Source organism: Arthrobacter sp. 210 2 (assembly GCF_059093025.1).
Genome location: NZ_JBNHIE010000001.1, coordinates 63450 through 78646 on the forward strand (window position 1 = coordinate 63450; position 15197 = coordinate 78646).

Annotated in this window: 16 protein-coding genes and 1 pseudogene; 5 read left to right on the forward strand and 12 right to left on the reverse strand. The window is 66.3% G+C overall.

What is annotated here, in order from left to right:
* Window positions 1-101 precede the first annotated feature (101 nt).
* From AC5RWA_RS00255 to AC5RWA_RS00280, 6 genes are all read right to left on the reverse strand, one after another.
* The gene (locus AC5RWA_RS00255; protein WP_275728809.1) at window positions 102-512 is read right to left on the reverse strand and encodes an Hpt domain-containing protein; all 411 of its coding nucleotides are present in this window, start codon (window positions 510-512) and stop codon (window positions 102-104) included.
* A gap of 243 nt (window positions 513-755) precedes the next feature.
* Entirely contained in the window at window positions 756-2129 is a 1374-nt protein-coding gene (locus AC5RWA_RS00260; protein WP_494056097.1) for a DUF3100 domain-containing protein, read from the reverse strand.
* Entirely contained in the window at window positions 2126-3352 is a 1227-nt protein-coding gene (locus AC5RWA_RS00265) for an amidohydrolase (protein ID WP_494056098.1), read from the reverse strand. The genes AC5RWA_RS00260 and AC5RWA_RS00265 overlap by 4 nt, the downstream gene beginning before the upstream one ends.
* Before the next feature lie 32 nt (window positions 3353-3384).
* Window positions 3385-4932 (reverse strand): aldehyde dehydrogenase family protein, encoded by a 1548-nt coding sequence (locus AC5RWA_RS00270; RefSeq protein WP_494056099.1) that lies wholly within the window; start codon window positions 4930-4932, stop codon window positions 3385-3387.
* A gap of 45 nt (window positions 4933-4977) precedes the next feature.
* Complete coding sequence (locus AC5RWA_RS00275; RefSeq protein ID WP_494056100.1) at window positions 4978-5904, reverse strand: NAD(P)-dependent oxidoreductase; 927 nt, start codon at window positions 5902-5904, stop codon at window positions 4978-4980.
* Between the two features lie 33 nt (window positions 5905-5937).
* On the reverse strand, window positions 5938-6867 hold the full coding sequence (locus AC5RWA_RS00280) for a MurR/RpiR family transcriptional regulator (protein WP_494056101.1): 930 nt from the start codon (window positions 6865-6867) through the stop codon (window positions 5938-5940).
* A 144-nt stretch (window positions 6868-7011) separates the two neighbouring features.
* On the opposite strand from AC5RWA_RS00280, the gene AC5RWA_RS00285 reads away from it, so the two are divergent.
* Window positions 7012-7665 (forward strand): GOLPH3/VPS74 family protein, encoded by a 654-nt coding sequence (locus AC5RWA_RS00285; RefSeq protein ID WP_494056102.1) that lies wholly within the window; start codon window positions 7012-7014, stop codon window positions 7663-7665.
* Between the two features lie 97 nt (window positions 7666-7762).
* On the opposite strand, the gene AC5RWA_RS00290 is transcribed toward AC5RWA_RS00285, so the two are convergent.
* The 5 genes from AC5RWA_RS00290 to AC5RWA_RS00310 form a co-directional block, all read right to left on the reverse strand.
* A complete protein-coding gene (locus AC5RWA_RS00290; RefSeq protein WP_079595087.1) occupies window positions 7763-8185 on the reverse strand; it encodes a universal stress protein in 423 nt (140 codons plus the stop codon).
* Between the two features lie 105 nt (window positions 8186-8290).
* Window positions 8291-8680, reverse strand: a complete 390-nt coding sequence (locus AC5RWA_RS00295) for a CBS domain-containing protein (protein WP_494056103.1) — start codon at window positions 8678-8680, stop codon at window positions 8291-8293.
* A 31-nt stretch (window positions 8681-8711) separates the two neighbouring features.
* Window positions 8712-9062, reverse strand: coding sequence for a P-II family nitrogen regulator (locus AC5RWA_RS00300; RefSeq protein WP_494056104.1), 351 nt, complete (start codon window positions 9060-9062; stop codon window positions 8712-8714).
* The gene (locus tag AC5RWA_RS00305; protein WP_494056105.1) at window positions 9059-10543 is read right to left on the reverse strand and encodes a DUF1538 domain-containing protein; all 1485 of its coding nucleotides are present in this window, start codon (window positions 10541-10543) and stop codon (window positions 9059-9061) included. The genes AC5RWA_RS00300 and AC5RWA_RS00305 overlap by 4 nt, the downstream gene beginning before the upstream one ends.
* Window positions 10544-10663: 120 nt before the next feature.
* Complete coding sequence (locus AC5RWA_RS00310; RefSeq protein ID WP_494056106.1) at window positions 10664-10936, reverse strand: cation:proton antiporter regulatory subunit; 273 nt, start codon at window positions 10934-10936, stop codon at window positions 10664-10666.
* A gap of 168 nt (window positions 10937-11104) precedes the next feature.
* On the opposite strand from AC5RWA_RS00310, the gene AC5RWA_RS00315 reads away from it, so the two are divergent.
* From AC5RWA_RS00315 to AC5RWA_RS00325, 3 genes and pseudogenes are all read left to right on the forward strand, one after another.
* Window positions 11105-12124: a sensor histidine kinase gene (locus AC5RWA_RS00315; protein WP_494056107.1), complete on the forward strand. Its 1020-nt coding sequence runs from the start codon at window positions 11105-11107 to the stop codon at window positions 12122-12124.
* Between the two features lie 4 nt (window positions 12125-12128).
* Window positions 12129-12782: a response regulator gene (locus AC5RWA_RS00320; RefSeq protein WP_494056108.1), complete on the forward strand. Its 654-nt coding sequence runs from the start codon at window positions 12129-12131 to the stop codon at window positions 12780-12782.
* A gap of 60 nt (window positions 12783-12842) precedes the next feature.
* Window positions 12843-12971, forward strand: a pseudogene (locus tag AC5RWA_RS00325) (Na+/H+ antiporter NhaA); the annotation flags it as partial.
* Window positions 12972-13102: 131 nt separating this feature from the next.
* On the opposite strand, the gene AC5RWA_RS00330 reads toward AC5RWA_RS00325, so the two are convergent.
* The gene (locus AC5RWA_RS00330; RefSeq protein ID WP_494056109.1) at window positions 13103-13381 is read right to left on the reverse strand and encodes a hypothetical protein; all 279 of its coding nucleotides are present in this window, start codon (window positions 13379-13381) and stop codon (window positions 13103-13105) included.
* A gap of 460 nt (window positions 13382-13841) precedes the next feature.
* Here AC5RWA_RS00330 and AC5RWA_RS00335 point away from each other — a divergent pair, with 460 nt between their 5' ends.
* Entirely contained in the window at window positions 13842-15119 is a 1278-nt protein-coding gene (locus tag AC5RWA_RS00335) for an MFS transporter (RefSeq protein WP_494056110.1), read from the forward strand.
* Window positions 15120-15197: the final 78 nt, after the last annotated feature.

The window sequence follows — 15197 nt, forward strand, 5'->3', positions numbered from 1 at the left end:
TGTTGGGCGCATGGCTCCCCGGAGTAATACCAATGATCCAGGTGGCCCGCTCCCCAGCCCTTGACCGCCATGGCGGATGAGAGCCCCTGCGGGGGAAGAAGTCAGTTCCTGCCGGGCCGTTCCTGGAGGTGGGCCTGCAGGAGGTTGGTGGTCCGCTGCGCACACTGCTTGATGCCGCGGAGATGGTCCGCCGCCAGCCGGGGCAGGGCGATGGCGGGGTCGGAGTTGCGGGACTCCTCCCGGATGTTCAGTTCCAAATCGAGGGCAAGGCTTGCGAGGCGTTCAGCGCCCACCATCTGGCTTGAGGTCTTGAGGCTGAGAACGGCATCGATGGAGCCGGGAAGGTCCCCGGTGGTGAGGGCAAGGCGCAGCCGCTGGAGCCGATGGGGCAGGTGCGCGATGAAGTCCTGCACAAAGACCCGCCAGACACCCTCATCGTCATCAAGGTCTGCACGCAATCTTGCCAGGACTGTCTTGTCCAGGAGCGGCCGGACGTCGCCGTCGTCGGTCATGGCCCGCCGCCCGGGATGCCACCGTCATGCCCCATAGCGCCTCCGGCCCGTCAGACCTCCTGCGCGCACGGTGCCGCAGGACTTCTAACGGACGCTACGGGGGAGCGGGGGAGCGGGCATGCGTGGTGTGTACTCGACTTTCAACCACGCGACTCTTGGATGGCTGCCTCCCTCGAGTCCCGCATGCCCGCCGCCCTGGTGCTGAACCTCTACTGCCAGAGACCCCTTACTGCCAGCGACACCCTACTGCCACAGACCCAGTGCGAACTCCGCAATCACGGTGGAGAGCAGGAAGGACGCCGTGATGGCCACCAGGCCCACGGGGATGATCTTCCACCCGATATTCTTCAGCAGCGGGATGTCCTTGCCCAGGGACAGGCCGGCGAGCGTCAGCATCACCGTGGCGATGGACAGGAAGTCCACGGTCTTCACCGCGGCGTTGAGTGCTTCGGCCGCGAAGAACCAGGGGCTGGAAATGTACGCTCCGAGGGTGGTGACGAAGATGATGGCCGAGATCTTCCGGGTGGCCTTGGCCAGCGCGATGCTCACCAGAACCAGGGCCAGCATGATGGCGTAGCCGGCCACAATGCTCAGGCTGAACCCCTTGGCCGCCACGGACGCCGTGCCGATGCCCAGGATCGTCAGCACGGACAGGGACAGCCACAGGGGCAGTTTCATGGCCGCTGAGGATTCCGCAACGCGCTCGCGGAACCGGCGGTTCTCCTCTGCCTGCGCTGCCTCGCGGTCCAGGTCCGCGACGGTGCGTTCGGCGGGGGCGCCTGCCGTTACGGCGGCTTCCTGGCGGGCTTCCTGCTTGCGGGTCAGTGCTTTGTAGAACCGGTCAGCCAGCGGCAGCGCGATGTAGATGCCCACGTAGACGCCCAGCACGGTGGTGATCAGGTTGGACACGGCGGCCATGCCCAGAATGGCCTCCTGGTCTGCAGGGTAGGCGGCCACGATACTGGCCGCGGAGGCCGCCATCATGGATCCGGACCCCACGCCGGCGCCCATGGCGAGGGCCAGCGGATCGAAGATCTTCCAGTTGGCAACGAGGGACGTCAGCAGCGTGATGAACACGGCGCCGAACAGCGTGCCGAAAACGTACATCGCCAGCACGCCGCGGTACTGGTCCGAATCCGGCCCGTACTTCTCGGACACCATGGCGAAGGACGGCTCACGGTCCAGGGAGAACGTGGCGCCCACGGTCGCCTTGCCCATCCGCAGCAGCACGGCCAGCGGCAGGGCCAGCACGATGGTGCCCAGCAGGTGGCCCACTTCCTGGAGGAGCAGCGCCGGGCCTGCCTTGAGCAGCGTAGGCAGGCTGGGCCCGATGTTGAAGGCCAGCCGGGCCACCAGGAGCAGCACGGCGACGCCCACCAGGGCCGCGGCGACGCGCTGGAGGTCAAGGCCCAGGGGCTTGAATTTCTGGACCGAGACCAGCAGGCCCAGGATGAGGCCCCACACCATGGGGAAGATGATGATGGCGCCGATTCCGACGTCGATTTTCGCCTGCCCGATGAACTGGACCGCCAGCGCAATGACGAAGGCCAGGGCGGCAATCGGGACCGTCAGCCTGGTGCCGGCCTTGTCGATCCGGGCCGTTTTGGTAGTGCTCATGATGTGCCTTCCTGGGTGACAGTGCGACGGCGGTACGCGGCTTGGGTGAAGCGCTCCCGCTCGGTGGGGGTTGTGGCGGCGCCGGCGACGGTCCAGGCCAGCGCGGTGGCCGCCTGGAACATCACCCCGTACGCCTCGGGGGAATCCGCAAGCGCCGCGAACGCATGCGAGTGGATGGGCACGTTGGCGCCCGGAATGCTCAGCCAGGGGTGAAGTGACGGGATGACCTGGGAGATGTTGCCCATGTCGGTGGAGCCGCCGCTCAGGCCGGAGGAGCGGGACGTGTCCTTGCCGAACGCGTTCATCGCGTCGGTCCAGTGCGCTGCGAGGATGTCGTCCTGCAGCAGCGGTTCGTAGAGGGGTTCTGCCTCCTCGATCACCAGGGTTGTGCCGGTGGCCAGCGCGGCGCCTTCGAAGCAGTTCCGGACGCGTTGATGCAGCGCCTCGTATTCCGGCAGCGTGAAGGCCCGGCACTCGAACTGGACCACGGCTTTTTCGGGGATGATGTTGGTGACGTGCCCGGCCTCGGCCACGAAGCAGGCGATCCGGTGGTCGGCGGGGATCTGCTGGCGGAGCAGGCCGATGGCCACCTGGCTCAGCACGGCGGCATCCGCGGCGTTGATGCCCTGGTGCGGGGCCGCCGCCGCGTGGGCGGCCTTGCCGGTGAACGTTGCCTGGTAACGGCCCACGGCCTGCGCGCTGGTGCCCGCCGGGTTGTAGGTGATTCCGTCCTGGACGGGATGGACCATCAAAGCCAGCCCCACGCCGTCGAACGCCCCGCGCTCCAGCATCAGCGCCTTGCCGCCACCGTGCTCCTCGGCAGGGGTGCCGATGGCTTTCAGGGTGATGCCCAGCTCGTCCACGAAAGGCCGCAGGGCAAGGGCGGCGGCCACGGACGCGCCGGCGATCAGGTTGTGCCCGCAGGCGTGCCCGATCTCCGGCAGTGCGTCGTATTCCACACACAGGGCCACGGTGAGGTCCCCGGTCCCGGCGCCCGCACTGAACGCCGTGGGCAGGCCGCCGGTGCCGCGCTCCACCTCGAACCCGCCCTCCTCCAGCAGGGCCGCGAGGGCCTCGGCCGAGCGGACCTCCTCGAAGGAGATTTCCTTGAGCGCGTGGATCTCCTTCGCTACGGCCTGGACGCGGGGTCTCCAGCGTTCGACGGCGTCCGCCAGGGCGGCGCGGAGGGCACCTGTTGCGGTGGTTGTGTCAGTCAGTTCCATGGACATCTCCCTTGATCTGGCGGGGCTTTCCTTTAGTAGGACAGGGACGGGAAGGGCGAACCGGCCGCGCGGGTGGGCACCCAGATGGCTTTGGTCTGCGTGTACTCGTCCAGGACGCCCGGGCCGGAGGAGCGCCCGTGGCCGGAGTCGCCGAAGCCGCCGAAGGGAACTGCCACATGGATGGTTTTATAGGAGTTGATCCAGAACGTGCCGGCCTTCACCTCCCGGGCGATGTGGTGGGCGCGGGATACATCGGAGGTCCACACCGCGCCGGCCAGGCCGAAGTTAGTGTTGTTGGCACGGGCGATGGCCTCAGCCTCGGTATCGAACGCGTCGGCGCCCACCACCGGTCCGAAGACCTCCGTGGTTTCCAGGCGGTTGGCCGGTGTGACGCCGTCGAGCAGCGTGGGCATAACCCAGTGTCCGCCTGCGAGGCCGGACCCGGCCAGTGCCTCCGGAAGCGCGGCCCCGGTGACCCGGCGGCCGCCGTCGTCCATGCCCGCCTCGATGAGCGTGTTGACGGTGGCGAACTGCTGGGCGGTGATGATGGGACCCACCTCGGTGTCCGCGCTGAGCGGGTCGCCCACGCGCAGCCGGGCGGCCTTCGCGGCGACCATTTCCACGAACTCTGCGTGCACGCTCCGCTCCACCAAAAGCCGTGATCCGGCAACGCAGGACTGGCCCGCACCCGAGAAGATCGCCGAGATGGCGCCGTCCGCGGCCCGGTCCAGGTCGGCGTCGGCGAACACGATGTTGGCGCTCTTGCCGCCGAGCTCCAGCAGGGCGGGAATTCCGGCCTGGGCGGCGGCGACGGCCACCCGGCGCCCGGTGGGGACGGAGCCGATGAAGCTGACTTTGCCCACGCGCCGGTCCGTGGTGAGGGTGGCGCCGACGGTCTGGCCGAGCCCGGCGGCCACGTTGAAGACGCCCGCCGGGAGACCTGCTTCGTGGGCGATCTGGGCGAGCCGGACCGAGGAGGCCGGGGTGAATTCGCTGGGCTTGATGATCACCGCGTTGCCCGCTGCCAGGGGTGCGGCGGAGTTCCAGCCGGCCGTGAACAGGGGAGCGTTCCACGGGGTGATGGCGACGACGACGCCCCACGGCACGCGCTCCGTGTAGGTGTGCCAGTTGCCGGGAACTGGAATGGTCTGGCCGGTCAGCTTGTCCGCCCAGCCGGCGTAGTAGCCGAACATTTCGGCCACCTTGGCGGCCTCCACCCGGGCGTCCCGGATGGGTTTGCCCGTGGTGGCGGACTCCAGGATGGCCAGCTCCTCCCCGTGCTGTTCCACGGCGCGGCTGACGTTGCGGAGGATGGCGGCCCGCTCGAAGCCGTTCATCGCGCCCCAGACGGCCGCGCCCGCCGTCGAACTTTCCAGGATGGCCTCGGCGCCTTCGGGGCCTGCGTCCGCGTAGGTGGCAAAGGCTTCGCCGGTGGCTGCTGCGGTGAGGGTGATGCCCTCGCCGCTGCCGGGAAGGCTGCGGCCGTCAACGAACGCGCCCAGGCCGCCCGGGAAGGCGGCGTCCAGGACCGCTTTGGCTGTTGCTGCCGAGGAGGAGGTTGGTGCTGTGGTGATGCTCAAGGTGGGGTCCTTTGGTGCTGGGGATGAGGGGCCGGTGCCGGGGATTTAGGCGGAGGGCGTGGTGCCGGCAGGGGTGGCGGCGCCGGGTGCTCCCGCCGGGGTGACGGCCGGGGCAACCACGCGGGCGATTTCCGTGAAGTCCGCACGGGGCCCGAGGACTGCCAGGGCGTCCTGCCACTGGTTGGCGACGGCGGCGAGCAGGGACGGCGTTTCGCCGATCTGTGCGGCAACATCCACTGCGAGGGCTGCATCGCGGGCCATCAGGCCCAGCGAGAAGCCGGAATCGTGCGTCCCGCTGAGTACCCAGTTGGGGTACATGTTCGCGGAGACCTTGCTGCCGCCGGAGGCTTCACTGATGCTTGCGGCTGCTTTGGCGGGGTCGATGCCGTACGCCTTGGCAACTCCCAGGGCTTCGCCCACGGACGCCAGGTTGGCCGCCGCGAGGACGTTGTTGAGGAGCTTGACCACGTTGCCGCTGCCGGGGCCGCCGATGTGGCTGTACTTGCCGCCGGTGAGTGCCAGCAGGACGGGTTCGGCTGCTTTAAGGGCGGCTTCGGTGGCGCCGACGAAAGCGCTCAGCGACCCTGTTGCGGCGCCGTCGCGGCCGCCGGAGACCGGGGCGTCAACGAAGGCCGCGCCCTGGGCTCCGGCGAGTTCGGCCATCTGCTTGCTGGTGGCCGGCTCGGAGGTGGTGGTGTCGATGATGGCGACCGTCCCGGGGGCTGCCAGGAGCTGGGGGACTGTTGTTTCCACAATGCTGGCGGCGGGCAGGGAGAGCACGGCATAGGGGGGTCCGGCGACGTCCCCGAGGGTGGCTGTGGTGGTGATGCCGGCTGCTTCCGCTGCTGACCGTGCCGTGTCCGAGGGGTCGAAGCCGGTGACGTCCCAGCCGGCCTTGTGCAGGGTGGCGGCCATTGCTCCGCCCATGGCGCCGAGGCCGATGACGGCGATTCGCCGGGTGTTCTGGTTCATGGGGAGGTGCTCCTGAAGTGCTGGATAGGGGAGTTAGTCGAGGTAGATGTCCAGGTCTTTCCACAACTGCTGGGTGCGGCGGATGGCGGCGCGGCTGCGTTCGGGGTGTGCCGCCTCCATGCCCGCGAGCAGGCCGTAGACCAGGGAGTTGGCGGCGGTGACGGACTGGAAGAAGGAGATACCTTCCGAGGCCACCACCAGCAGGTGGTCGGCCACGGCCGCCAGGCGGCCGCGGCGCATGTCGCTGATGGCGATGACCGTGGCGCCGGCCTGCTTGGCGGCTTCGGCGGCCACGATGATCTGCCGCACCGAACGCCACATGTTGATGACCACCAGCACGTCGCCTTCGCCGAGGGTGTTGGTGCTGGAGGCCAGGTGTACGCCGCCGCGGTTCTCCAGGGAGATGGGGTACCCCATCGTGGCGCCGAGGTGGGCCATCACGCTGGCGGGACCGGCGAATGAGCCAATCCCGACGACGGTGATGGACTTGGCGGCGGCCATTGCCGCAATGGCGGCCTCGGCGTCGTCGGCTGTGTTGGAGTCCAGCGTCAGGCGGAGGTTCTCGATGTCGTGGTTCAGGGCGTCGTGGAGGGGGCTGCGGTGCTCGCCGTGCTCGGTGAGCGTGTCCTCCGTGGAGATCATCACCAGGTACCGGGAGCGCAGTTCGCGCTGGAGATCGGGCCAGCCGCGGTAGCCCAGGTGCTGGGCGGCGCGGACCACGGTGGAGCTGTTGACGTCCGCGCGCTGGGCAATCTCGGCGATGTCCGCGTAGGAGGAAAGCTGGGGGTTGCGGGCGATGACCTCCACCACCCGGCTCTGGGCCTTGGTGAGCGGAACGTCCGGCAGTGCGTCGCCGAGCCAGGCCTGGGAACTGTCCCCGGCACCCGTGGTTCCGGCGTCTGTGGTTCCGGCGTCTGTGGTTCCGGCGTCGGCGGCCTCCACTTCTGCGGCGTTCGTGTTCAAGGACCACCCGTTCCGTAACGCAGATCACTCTGCAAGGCTGATTGCATTAAATGTACTCTGCAATTTTGCTTGCTGCTAGTGCTGCGCGTTTCCGTCACGTAAATCGTCATTGTGGTGGGGGTCCGGCAGCGGGACCATGGACGTATGGACGCTCAATCTCCGAAGGCCCGGGAGCTGAACCTTCCGCAGGCATTCCTCCTTCTGGCAACAAATGACGCGGACGGCGAGCCCGATGTGCCGCAGCCCTTCCTCCAGGCCGGCGTGGCCGGTGCCATCCTGGCCGAGCTGGATCTGCTTGGTGCCATCGAACTGCAGGGCAGGCATGTCCGGGCCACAGGCACTGCCGTGGAGTCGGATTTCCAGCAGCAGCTGGACCTGATCCGGCACAAGTCGCGGCCGCATACGCCCAAGCGCTGGGTTTCCATGCTGGAAAGCCGTGCCGAGGTGCACCGGATCTATGAGGGGATGGCGGCGCTGGCCATTGTGCAGCATGTGGGCGAGAAGCATCTGGGGCTGTTCAGGACCACGCGGTATCCGGAAAAGGACCATGCTCCGGAGGCGGCACTGCTCCAGAAGGTTTCGGCAGCAATGGCTGCCGGGTCGGTGGAACCTGCGGTGGTCGATCCACGAACCAACGCGCTGATCGCACTCCTGCACGCGGTGGGGCTGATGGAGAGGCTGTTCCCGGAGGCCGATCGCGGCCGGGCCCGGGAATTGACGTACAGCCATTGGCCTTCCCATGCTGTGGTCGAGGAGCTCCGCTCGGTCAGGCTGGCGGAGGCGGAAGCCGCGACCTAAACACCCTTCGCTGCCGCGAGGAACTCCGCCGCTGGCGCTTAAAACAAGCGAACGACGGCGGGAGGTCCCGTCGTCGTTCGCTTGCCTGGCTCAGCTGTCAGTCGTCGTATGTGTTGGCGATGTACACATCGCACGGGGCGTTGTGCGCCACGCTGTTGGCGACGCTGCCCAGGAGCCGGCCGATGCCGCGCATCCTGCGGTTGCCCACAACGATCAGCCGGGCGTCCAGGCGGATGGCTTCCCTGATCAGGGAATCTGCCGGTTTGCCGCGGGCTGCCGAGTAGGTGATTTTCGGCCCCTGTCCTGATTTGCCCAGTTCGTTCGCGACGATTTCGGCGCTGTCGGCGTTCGAAATACGCACCGTGTCCGAGCCGCTGCCGAAGACTTCGGCGTTCTCGGTCTCGAACGCGGTCACTACGTGAAGCGAAGCTCCCAGGGATTCCGCCAGGTCCCGGGCAACTTCCGCGGCTTTCCTGGCCGACTGGCTGGCGTCCACTCCTACAACAACTACTCCGCTCATTCCTGGCTCCCTTGCTCTTGCGTGCCTATGGTCCTTGGCCAGTCTAGGGAAACCAGCTTCCGTAGCGGGAGAACTAATGGATATTTCGTGGGTGAGCCCTGCGCGTCACGTCAGTTCGCCCATGAGCCGGGCGAGGATGTCATTCATGGCGAGCAGCCCGACGAGCTGATTGCTTTCCACCACCACGAGTCGGCTGAGGTGGTAGCGGCTCATCAAACTGGCGGCCTGGCGGACGGACAAGTCCTCATTGACAGTGATCGCGGGGATCGTCGCGGCGTCATAGACATTCAGGAGGTCCACGTCCCCCTCCTGCGCGACAACCGTGTCCAGGAGTTCGCGGTAGCTGAGCATGCCGTAGGCGTCGTGGGCGTGCTGCCGCTCCACCACGAGGCTCTTCACCTGACGCTCCTTCATCAAGGACAGCGCTTCCCGCAGTGTGCTGTAAGGGGAGATCGTGACGACCTGGGGGACCATCACATCTTTGACAGTGAGCATCTCTTTCCTCCTTGTGAAGTGCTGGACCGGTTCAGGTGCCCTCGTGGCGCAGATGCTCCTCGAACCTGACCACCTGCCGCATGTCGATCCCGGTCAGGTGCTCGATGGGGATAGCGAAGGCCAGGCCCCGGGATTCTGTTCCTTGAACCAATACCGAGTGCAGTTCCTTCAGGATCGGCGCGGTCAGGTGTGTCCCCACGACCATCAGCAGCACGGACTGCGTCCCTTCGAAGGTGAGCCCGAAAAACGTCTTCCTGGCCTTACCCCCAATGCCCTTGCCCGGCAAGATGGTCACACCCGTGGCACCGGCCCGCTGGGCGTGTTCGATGACCCTGTCTTCAAGCTCGTCCGGGGCGATCACGATGACTGCCGTAAATTTCATGCCGGGTCCCTCCTTAGGCGGGGAAATCTCTCCATCACCATGGCATACAGGAGGACAGAGATGACAGGGAAGATGGAGGCGTATGCGATCAGGCCAAACCCGTCGATCAGTACGTCCCTGCCGTCCACGGCGGCCGCAAGGCCGATTCCGAGGGCGGTGACCAGCGGCACGGTGACTTCCGACGTCGTCACCCCGCCGAGGTCGAAGGCCAGCGCGATGATGTACTTCGGGGCGAAGAACACGAGCGCGATCGCCACGGCATAGGCGGCCATGATGAAGTAGTGGAACGGCCCTCCCACAAGGATGCGGTAGACGCCGAAGGCGATCCCGAGAGCTACACCAAGGGCGACAATGACCCGGACGGCGAACGCGCTGATCTTGCCCGGAGATGCGTCTTGTGCCTGTTCGCCGATGGCCAGGAGGGCAGGTTCGGCCATGGTGACCGCAAAGCCGATGAGCAGCGCGAACAGCAGGATCAGGGCCGGGACTCCCTGCGCGATCAATTGTTCCGCCATCAGGGTGCCGAGCGGGAACAGCCCCAGCTTGAGTCCCACGACGAAGGCATACAGTCCCACCAGGACCATGATGAAGCCGGTGACCACCCGCAGGGGGTGGGGCAGCCTGCGGCGCAAGGCAACCCATTGGAAAAAGAGGACCACGGCGACAATCGGCAGGACCTCCCGGACCATAGAGGCGAGGCCAAGGATCATGCCGACCACCCAGTCCGTCGGGTCCTCCCCGGCGCCGGTGACCGGCGGACCCGGCCCGGCATCGCCGAAGCTGTAGACCCAGATGCCGTAGAGTTGGACGCCGATCATGGGCACCATCACGCACAGCGCGACCAAGCCAAAGCCGTCGGCCAGCAGGCTGCGTCCCCTGATGGAATTGGCCAGGCCGAGACCGATCGCGGCAATCAGCGGGACACTGACGATGTTGGTGGTCACCCCGCCCGAATCGTAGGCAAGACCAATGACCTCCGGCGGGGCGACAAACGTCAGTCCCAACGCCATCGCGTATCCGGCGATCAGCAGTTTGTGCACCGCCCAGCCCCGCAGGATACGCAGGATGCCCAGGACCAGGACCAGCCCCACCGACACGGCGATGACGAAGCGCAGCACCAGCGCTTTGATCCGACCATCACTGACTAATTGGGCCTGCTCCGCGACAGCGATCACCGCCGGCTCCGCGACGGAGGCCGCGAAGCCAATGGCAAACCCAAAGGGCAGCAACAACCCCAAGGCCCCGCTCCGGACGAACTGGTTGGCAAGGTTCTTGCCGACGGGGAAGATGCTCAGATCCAGGCCATGCAGGAACAGGGCAATGCCCACCGCCACGATCAGGAGCCCGGCCACCAGCTCCAGCGGATCATCGGGCATGGAGCGGAACACCAGTAGTTGGAACAAAACAACGACGACGACGATGGGCAGAAGGTTCCTGAGCGCCTTAAGGAATTCACCGGCAAATCGGCGGAGGTGCTCCATCGGGTCCTTCCCCGGAATGATCCTGCGAGTACCTGGTTTCTCAGTCTGCCGGTCCAGCCGGGTCACAACTGCCAACCGAGGCCCGGGTGTGAATGGACGGCACTCGAGGGGCCACGATTGTCATCGCCCGCTCCCTGCGAGCTGGTCGACCCGGCGTTCAAGTTCGGCAATACGGTCGGTGATCGGCTGGCTGTGGAGGAGCTCGGCGACCTGATCGGCCTCGTCCTCCTCGAGCACAATCCTTGCCACGGCCCGATCCGGTTCTGCAGCGTCATAAACGAAGAGTTCGCACCTTCCGGGACGCGCGATGAGGATGCGGAATTGCTGGCCGTCGCGCGTCTGGCAGTCGTGCAGCACGCCGGCGCCGGGCACGGTGGAGTGGGTGGTCTCCATGGGGCACTCCGTTCCGTCGATTCTTTGGGTAGGTCCAGTCTTCCGCCACGGTCAGGGAGGCGCCATCGGGCCTGACACCCATTTCCGGTACGCCGGCGCCCGGGGCTCCGCGGCCCGTGGGTGCCAGCCCTCATAGACAAAGCACGCTGGCCACGTAAGGCTAGACGGATGCGGACTCCGCTCGAAACCAGGGCTGCCGGCGCGACAGCCAGCCCGCCTCCGAAGGGACCGGCACAGTTGCTGTTCTGGCGGCTGTTCATCATCAATGGATTGCTTTTTGCGATCGGCACTCTCGTGTTGGCGCTTTCGCCGGCGACGGTGTCGTCTCCCGTGCTGCTGACCGAGGTGCCGGTTCTGATCGTCGGACTGGCTCTTATCCTCGCTGCCAACGCCGTCCTGGTTCGGGCCAGCCTGGCACCGTTGGACGCGTTGACGACAGTGATGCGCCGGGTGGGCCTGCTGCGGCGCGGAGGCGATCGGGCCACCGAGGCCGGCAATGGCGACCTCAAGCATCTCATCCACACCTTCAATGAGATGCTCGATCGGCTGGAGGCGGAGAACAGCGCAAGCAGCGCCCTCGCCCTGGCCGCGCAGGAGGGGGAACGTCAGCGGATTTCGCGGGAACTGCACGACCAGATCGGCCAAAGCCTGACCGTCGCTCTCCTCAGCCTCAAACGGGTCGTCGACCGGGCTCCCGAAGACCTGCGCGAGGAGAGCCTCGTTGCCCAGCACGCGGTCCGCTCGAGCCTGGAGGAAGTCCGCCAAGTGGCGCAGCGGCTGCGCCCGGGCGTGCTCGCGGACCTCGGCCTGCGGAGCGCGCTGAGTTCGCTGGGGACGGAGTTCTCCCGTTCGAGCGGCATCCCGGTGAATTGGGGGCTCGATGACGAGCTTCCGGACCTCAGCGGGGAGGTCGAATTGGTGCTGTACCGCATCGCACAGGAGGCGCTCACTAACGTCGCCCGGCACGCGCACGCCACACGGGTCGATCTCTCACTCACCTCGACGACGAAAGGGCTGACCCTGCTGATTCTCGACGACGGACAGGGCGGCGACATCCGGGAGGGCGCGGGCATCCGTGGGATGCGCGAACGCGCCCTGCTCATCGGTGCCGAATTGACAGTGCACGCCCGGCCGGGCTCGGGGACCGACGTTCGGCTCGTGGTTCCGTACGGCGAGGCGAGGAGCTGAGCCGATGGGCGAACCCACTCGCATCCTGCTCGCCGACGACCATGCCCTGGTCCGGCGCGGCCTTCGCATGATCCTCGACGCGGAACCCGACCTCACCGTCGTGGCTGAGGCCGCTAACGGCACCGAAGCCGTCGCCGCCGCGAACGCGGGCGGGGTGGACCTCGCGGTCCTCGACATCGCCATGCCACAGATGACCGGTATCCAGGCGGCACGGCAAATATCGCAGAGCGCACCCGACGTGCGGATCCTCATCCTGTCGATGTACGACAACGAGCAATACTTCTTCGAAGCGCTGCGCGCCGGGGCCTCGGGTTATGTGCTCAAGTCGGTCGCTGACCGCGACCTCATCGAGGCCTGCCGCGCGGCGATGCGCGGGGAGTCGTTCCTCTACCCCGGCGCGGTCACCGCACTCATCCGCGACTACCTGGAGCGCGACCGCCGCGGCGACCGGATGCCGAACAGCATCCTCACGCCCCGTGAGGAACAGATTACGAAGCTCATCGCAGAAGGTAACTCCACCAAGGAGATCGCCGAAATCCTCACGATCAGCATCAAAACCGTTGATCGCCACCGGGCCAACGTCCTGCAAAAGCTGGGGTTGCGCGACAGGCTGGACCTTACAAGATTTGCCATCCGCACCGGGCTCATCGAACCGTAAGGGGTCCAGCCAACCGAACCGGGAAAACCAAGTGTTTTCGTACCCGTTTCCCCTCGAGAGAGGCCTTTCTCCTTCGGTCCCGAATTCCTCCACCTGAACCTCAGCGTCGGTGCATGGGCGGCTGATGGGCTGCTCGCGATCTTCTTCTTCGTCGTTGGCCTGGAGTTGAAGGAGGAATTCGTTGCCGGAGCGGACAAAGGAACCACGGGCCCGGCGAGCTTTATCATCGTGGACCCGGACGGCAACCCAGTTCTCGTGGACCAACACCGGTAAACGCTCGTGCACACGGGTTCCTGGCACTGATGAAGCCCGCCCCCTTCTTACGGGCAGAGCCGGTTCAGGGTCTCCTGGAGTGCTGAGGCCATCTGGTCGTCCCACAGGTTGAGTTTGTCTGCAGTCTCGGGGTCCTCGAGGGGCGTAGGCATCGGTGGCGGGATGAGCGTAATGGTGGCCTGGTATTGACCGTCGGTGCTTGCCACCGATGCTGTGCGGTAGGTCCAGAATCCGCCGGCGCCGCCGTATCGGTGGTCGTCGCCGCAACCCTGGTTCCACTTCCGAAGACCCAGGCCGAAGAGCGGGATTGCCTCGGTCCTGGTCATTTCCTGCAGTGAATCCCTGGACAGCAAGTCTCCACGGACGTTTTCATGATGCCGCCGGAAGATGATGACGAGGAGCTGAAGGGGCGGGCCGCGAATGACGCCGCCCCCGGTCAAGGGCTCCCCGGCGCATTAGTCCCAGCGCTTCAAGTCTAGGTACGGTGCCGTGTGCGGTCGAGGGGTGTTCCCAGTCCGGAATCCGCTTTCCCTTTGCTTTGACGTGACGGGCAACACTGCCTATAATCAAGTGAAACGATTCAAAAAGTGACGCGCATCCCGGCCCCTTGAGGATGACGACGACTCCACCAGCGGCCCGCGGTCACCAAGACAATCCGGAATGGAAGCACTCCGGTTCCTTGCCAACGAAGACGAAGGAAATCAGCGCATGAGCATAACGCCCACCGTGCATGCCCAACCCGGCCTCACAACCGGTACCGGGGGCAGGGATCCGAAGAGGGCCGCAATGAGCGGCTGGATCGGCGGCGCCCTTGAGTACTACGACTTTGCGTTGTACGGCCTTGCCGCCACGCTCATCTTCCCCGCCATCTTCTTCCCGTCCGAAAACCCCACTGTCGCGATCATCGCCTCACTGGCGACTTATGCGGTGGGCTACGTCTCCCGCCCCGTCGGCGCCATTGTCCTGGGGGCATACGGCGACAAGCACGGGCGCAAGAACGTGCTTGTCCTGGCCATGCTGCTCATGGGCTTCGCGACGTTCGCCGTCGGGCTCCTGCCCACGTACGGACAGGTGGGCATCCTCGCCCCCGTCCTCCTCGTGATCCTCCGCCTGGTGCAGGGGTTTGCGGTGGCAGGCGAACTCGGCGGCGCCAGCGCCATGATCGTGGAGCATTCGCCTGATGCCCGGCGCGGCTTCTTCGCAAGCTTCAGCCTTCAGGGCACGCAGGTGGGCTCCATCCTGGCCACCGGCGTGCTGCTTCCGCTGGCTGCCCTTCTTCCTGCCGACCAGTTCCAGACCTGGGGCTGGCGCATTCCGTTCCTGCTCAGCGCCTTCGTGATCCTCGCCGGGTACATCATCCGCCGCCGGGTCCAGGAGCCGCCGGCCTACCTGGCGCAGTCCGACAGCGCTGCGGCGAAGCGCAGGTTCCCGCTCCTCGACCTCCTGCGCACCCACCCGCGGGTCATGATCCTGTGCGTCATCATGACGTTCACCAACGTGATCGGCATGGCCACCCTCATCTTCGGTGTCTCCTATGCCACCCAGGAGGGCTACGGCATCGGCTTCTCCAGCAGCGAGTTCCTGTGGGTGACCCTCGTGGCCAACATCGCCGCAGTAGTGACCATCCCGATGTTCGGCGCCCTGTCCGACAAGATCGGCCGGCGGGTGCTGATGGTGGCCGGCGGACTCGGCGGCGGCCTGGCCGCGGGCGGCTACCTGTGGGCGATTGACCAGAGGAGCCTGTTCCTGGTCTTCGTCAGCGTTGTGATCGTCCAGGGAATCTTCTTCCAGATGTGGAACTCGACGTTTGCCACTTTCTTCCAGGAGCAGTTCCCCATGCGGATCCGGGTGACCGGCTTCGCGGTGTCACAGAACGTCGGCCTCATGATCGCATCCTTCTTCCCGAGCATCTTCACCGCCGTGGCTCCTCCCGGCTCAGCCAACGTTCCCGTGGTCATCGGGCTCATCACGTTCGGCATTTGCCTCGTCGCCGCCGTGGCCACCTTCCTGTCCACAGACACCAAGGGCAAGTCCCTCGAGGACCTCGAAGTACACAAGGCCTGACAGTAAACAGCCAGGAGAAGGGGCGACGGCGGGAAGTTCCGCCGTCGCCCCTTCTTTGGCTCCTCCGGTACCCTGTTG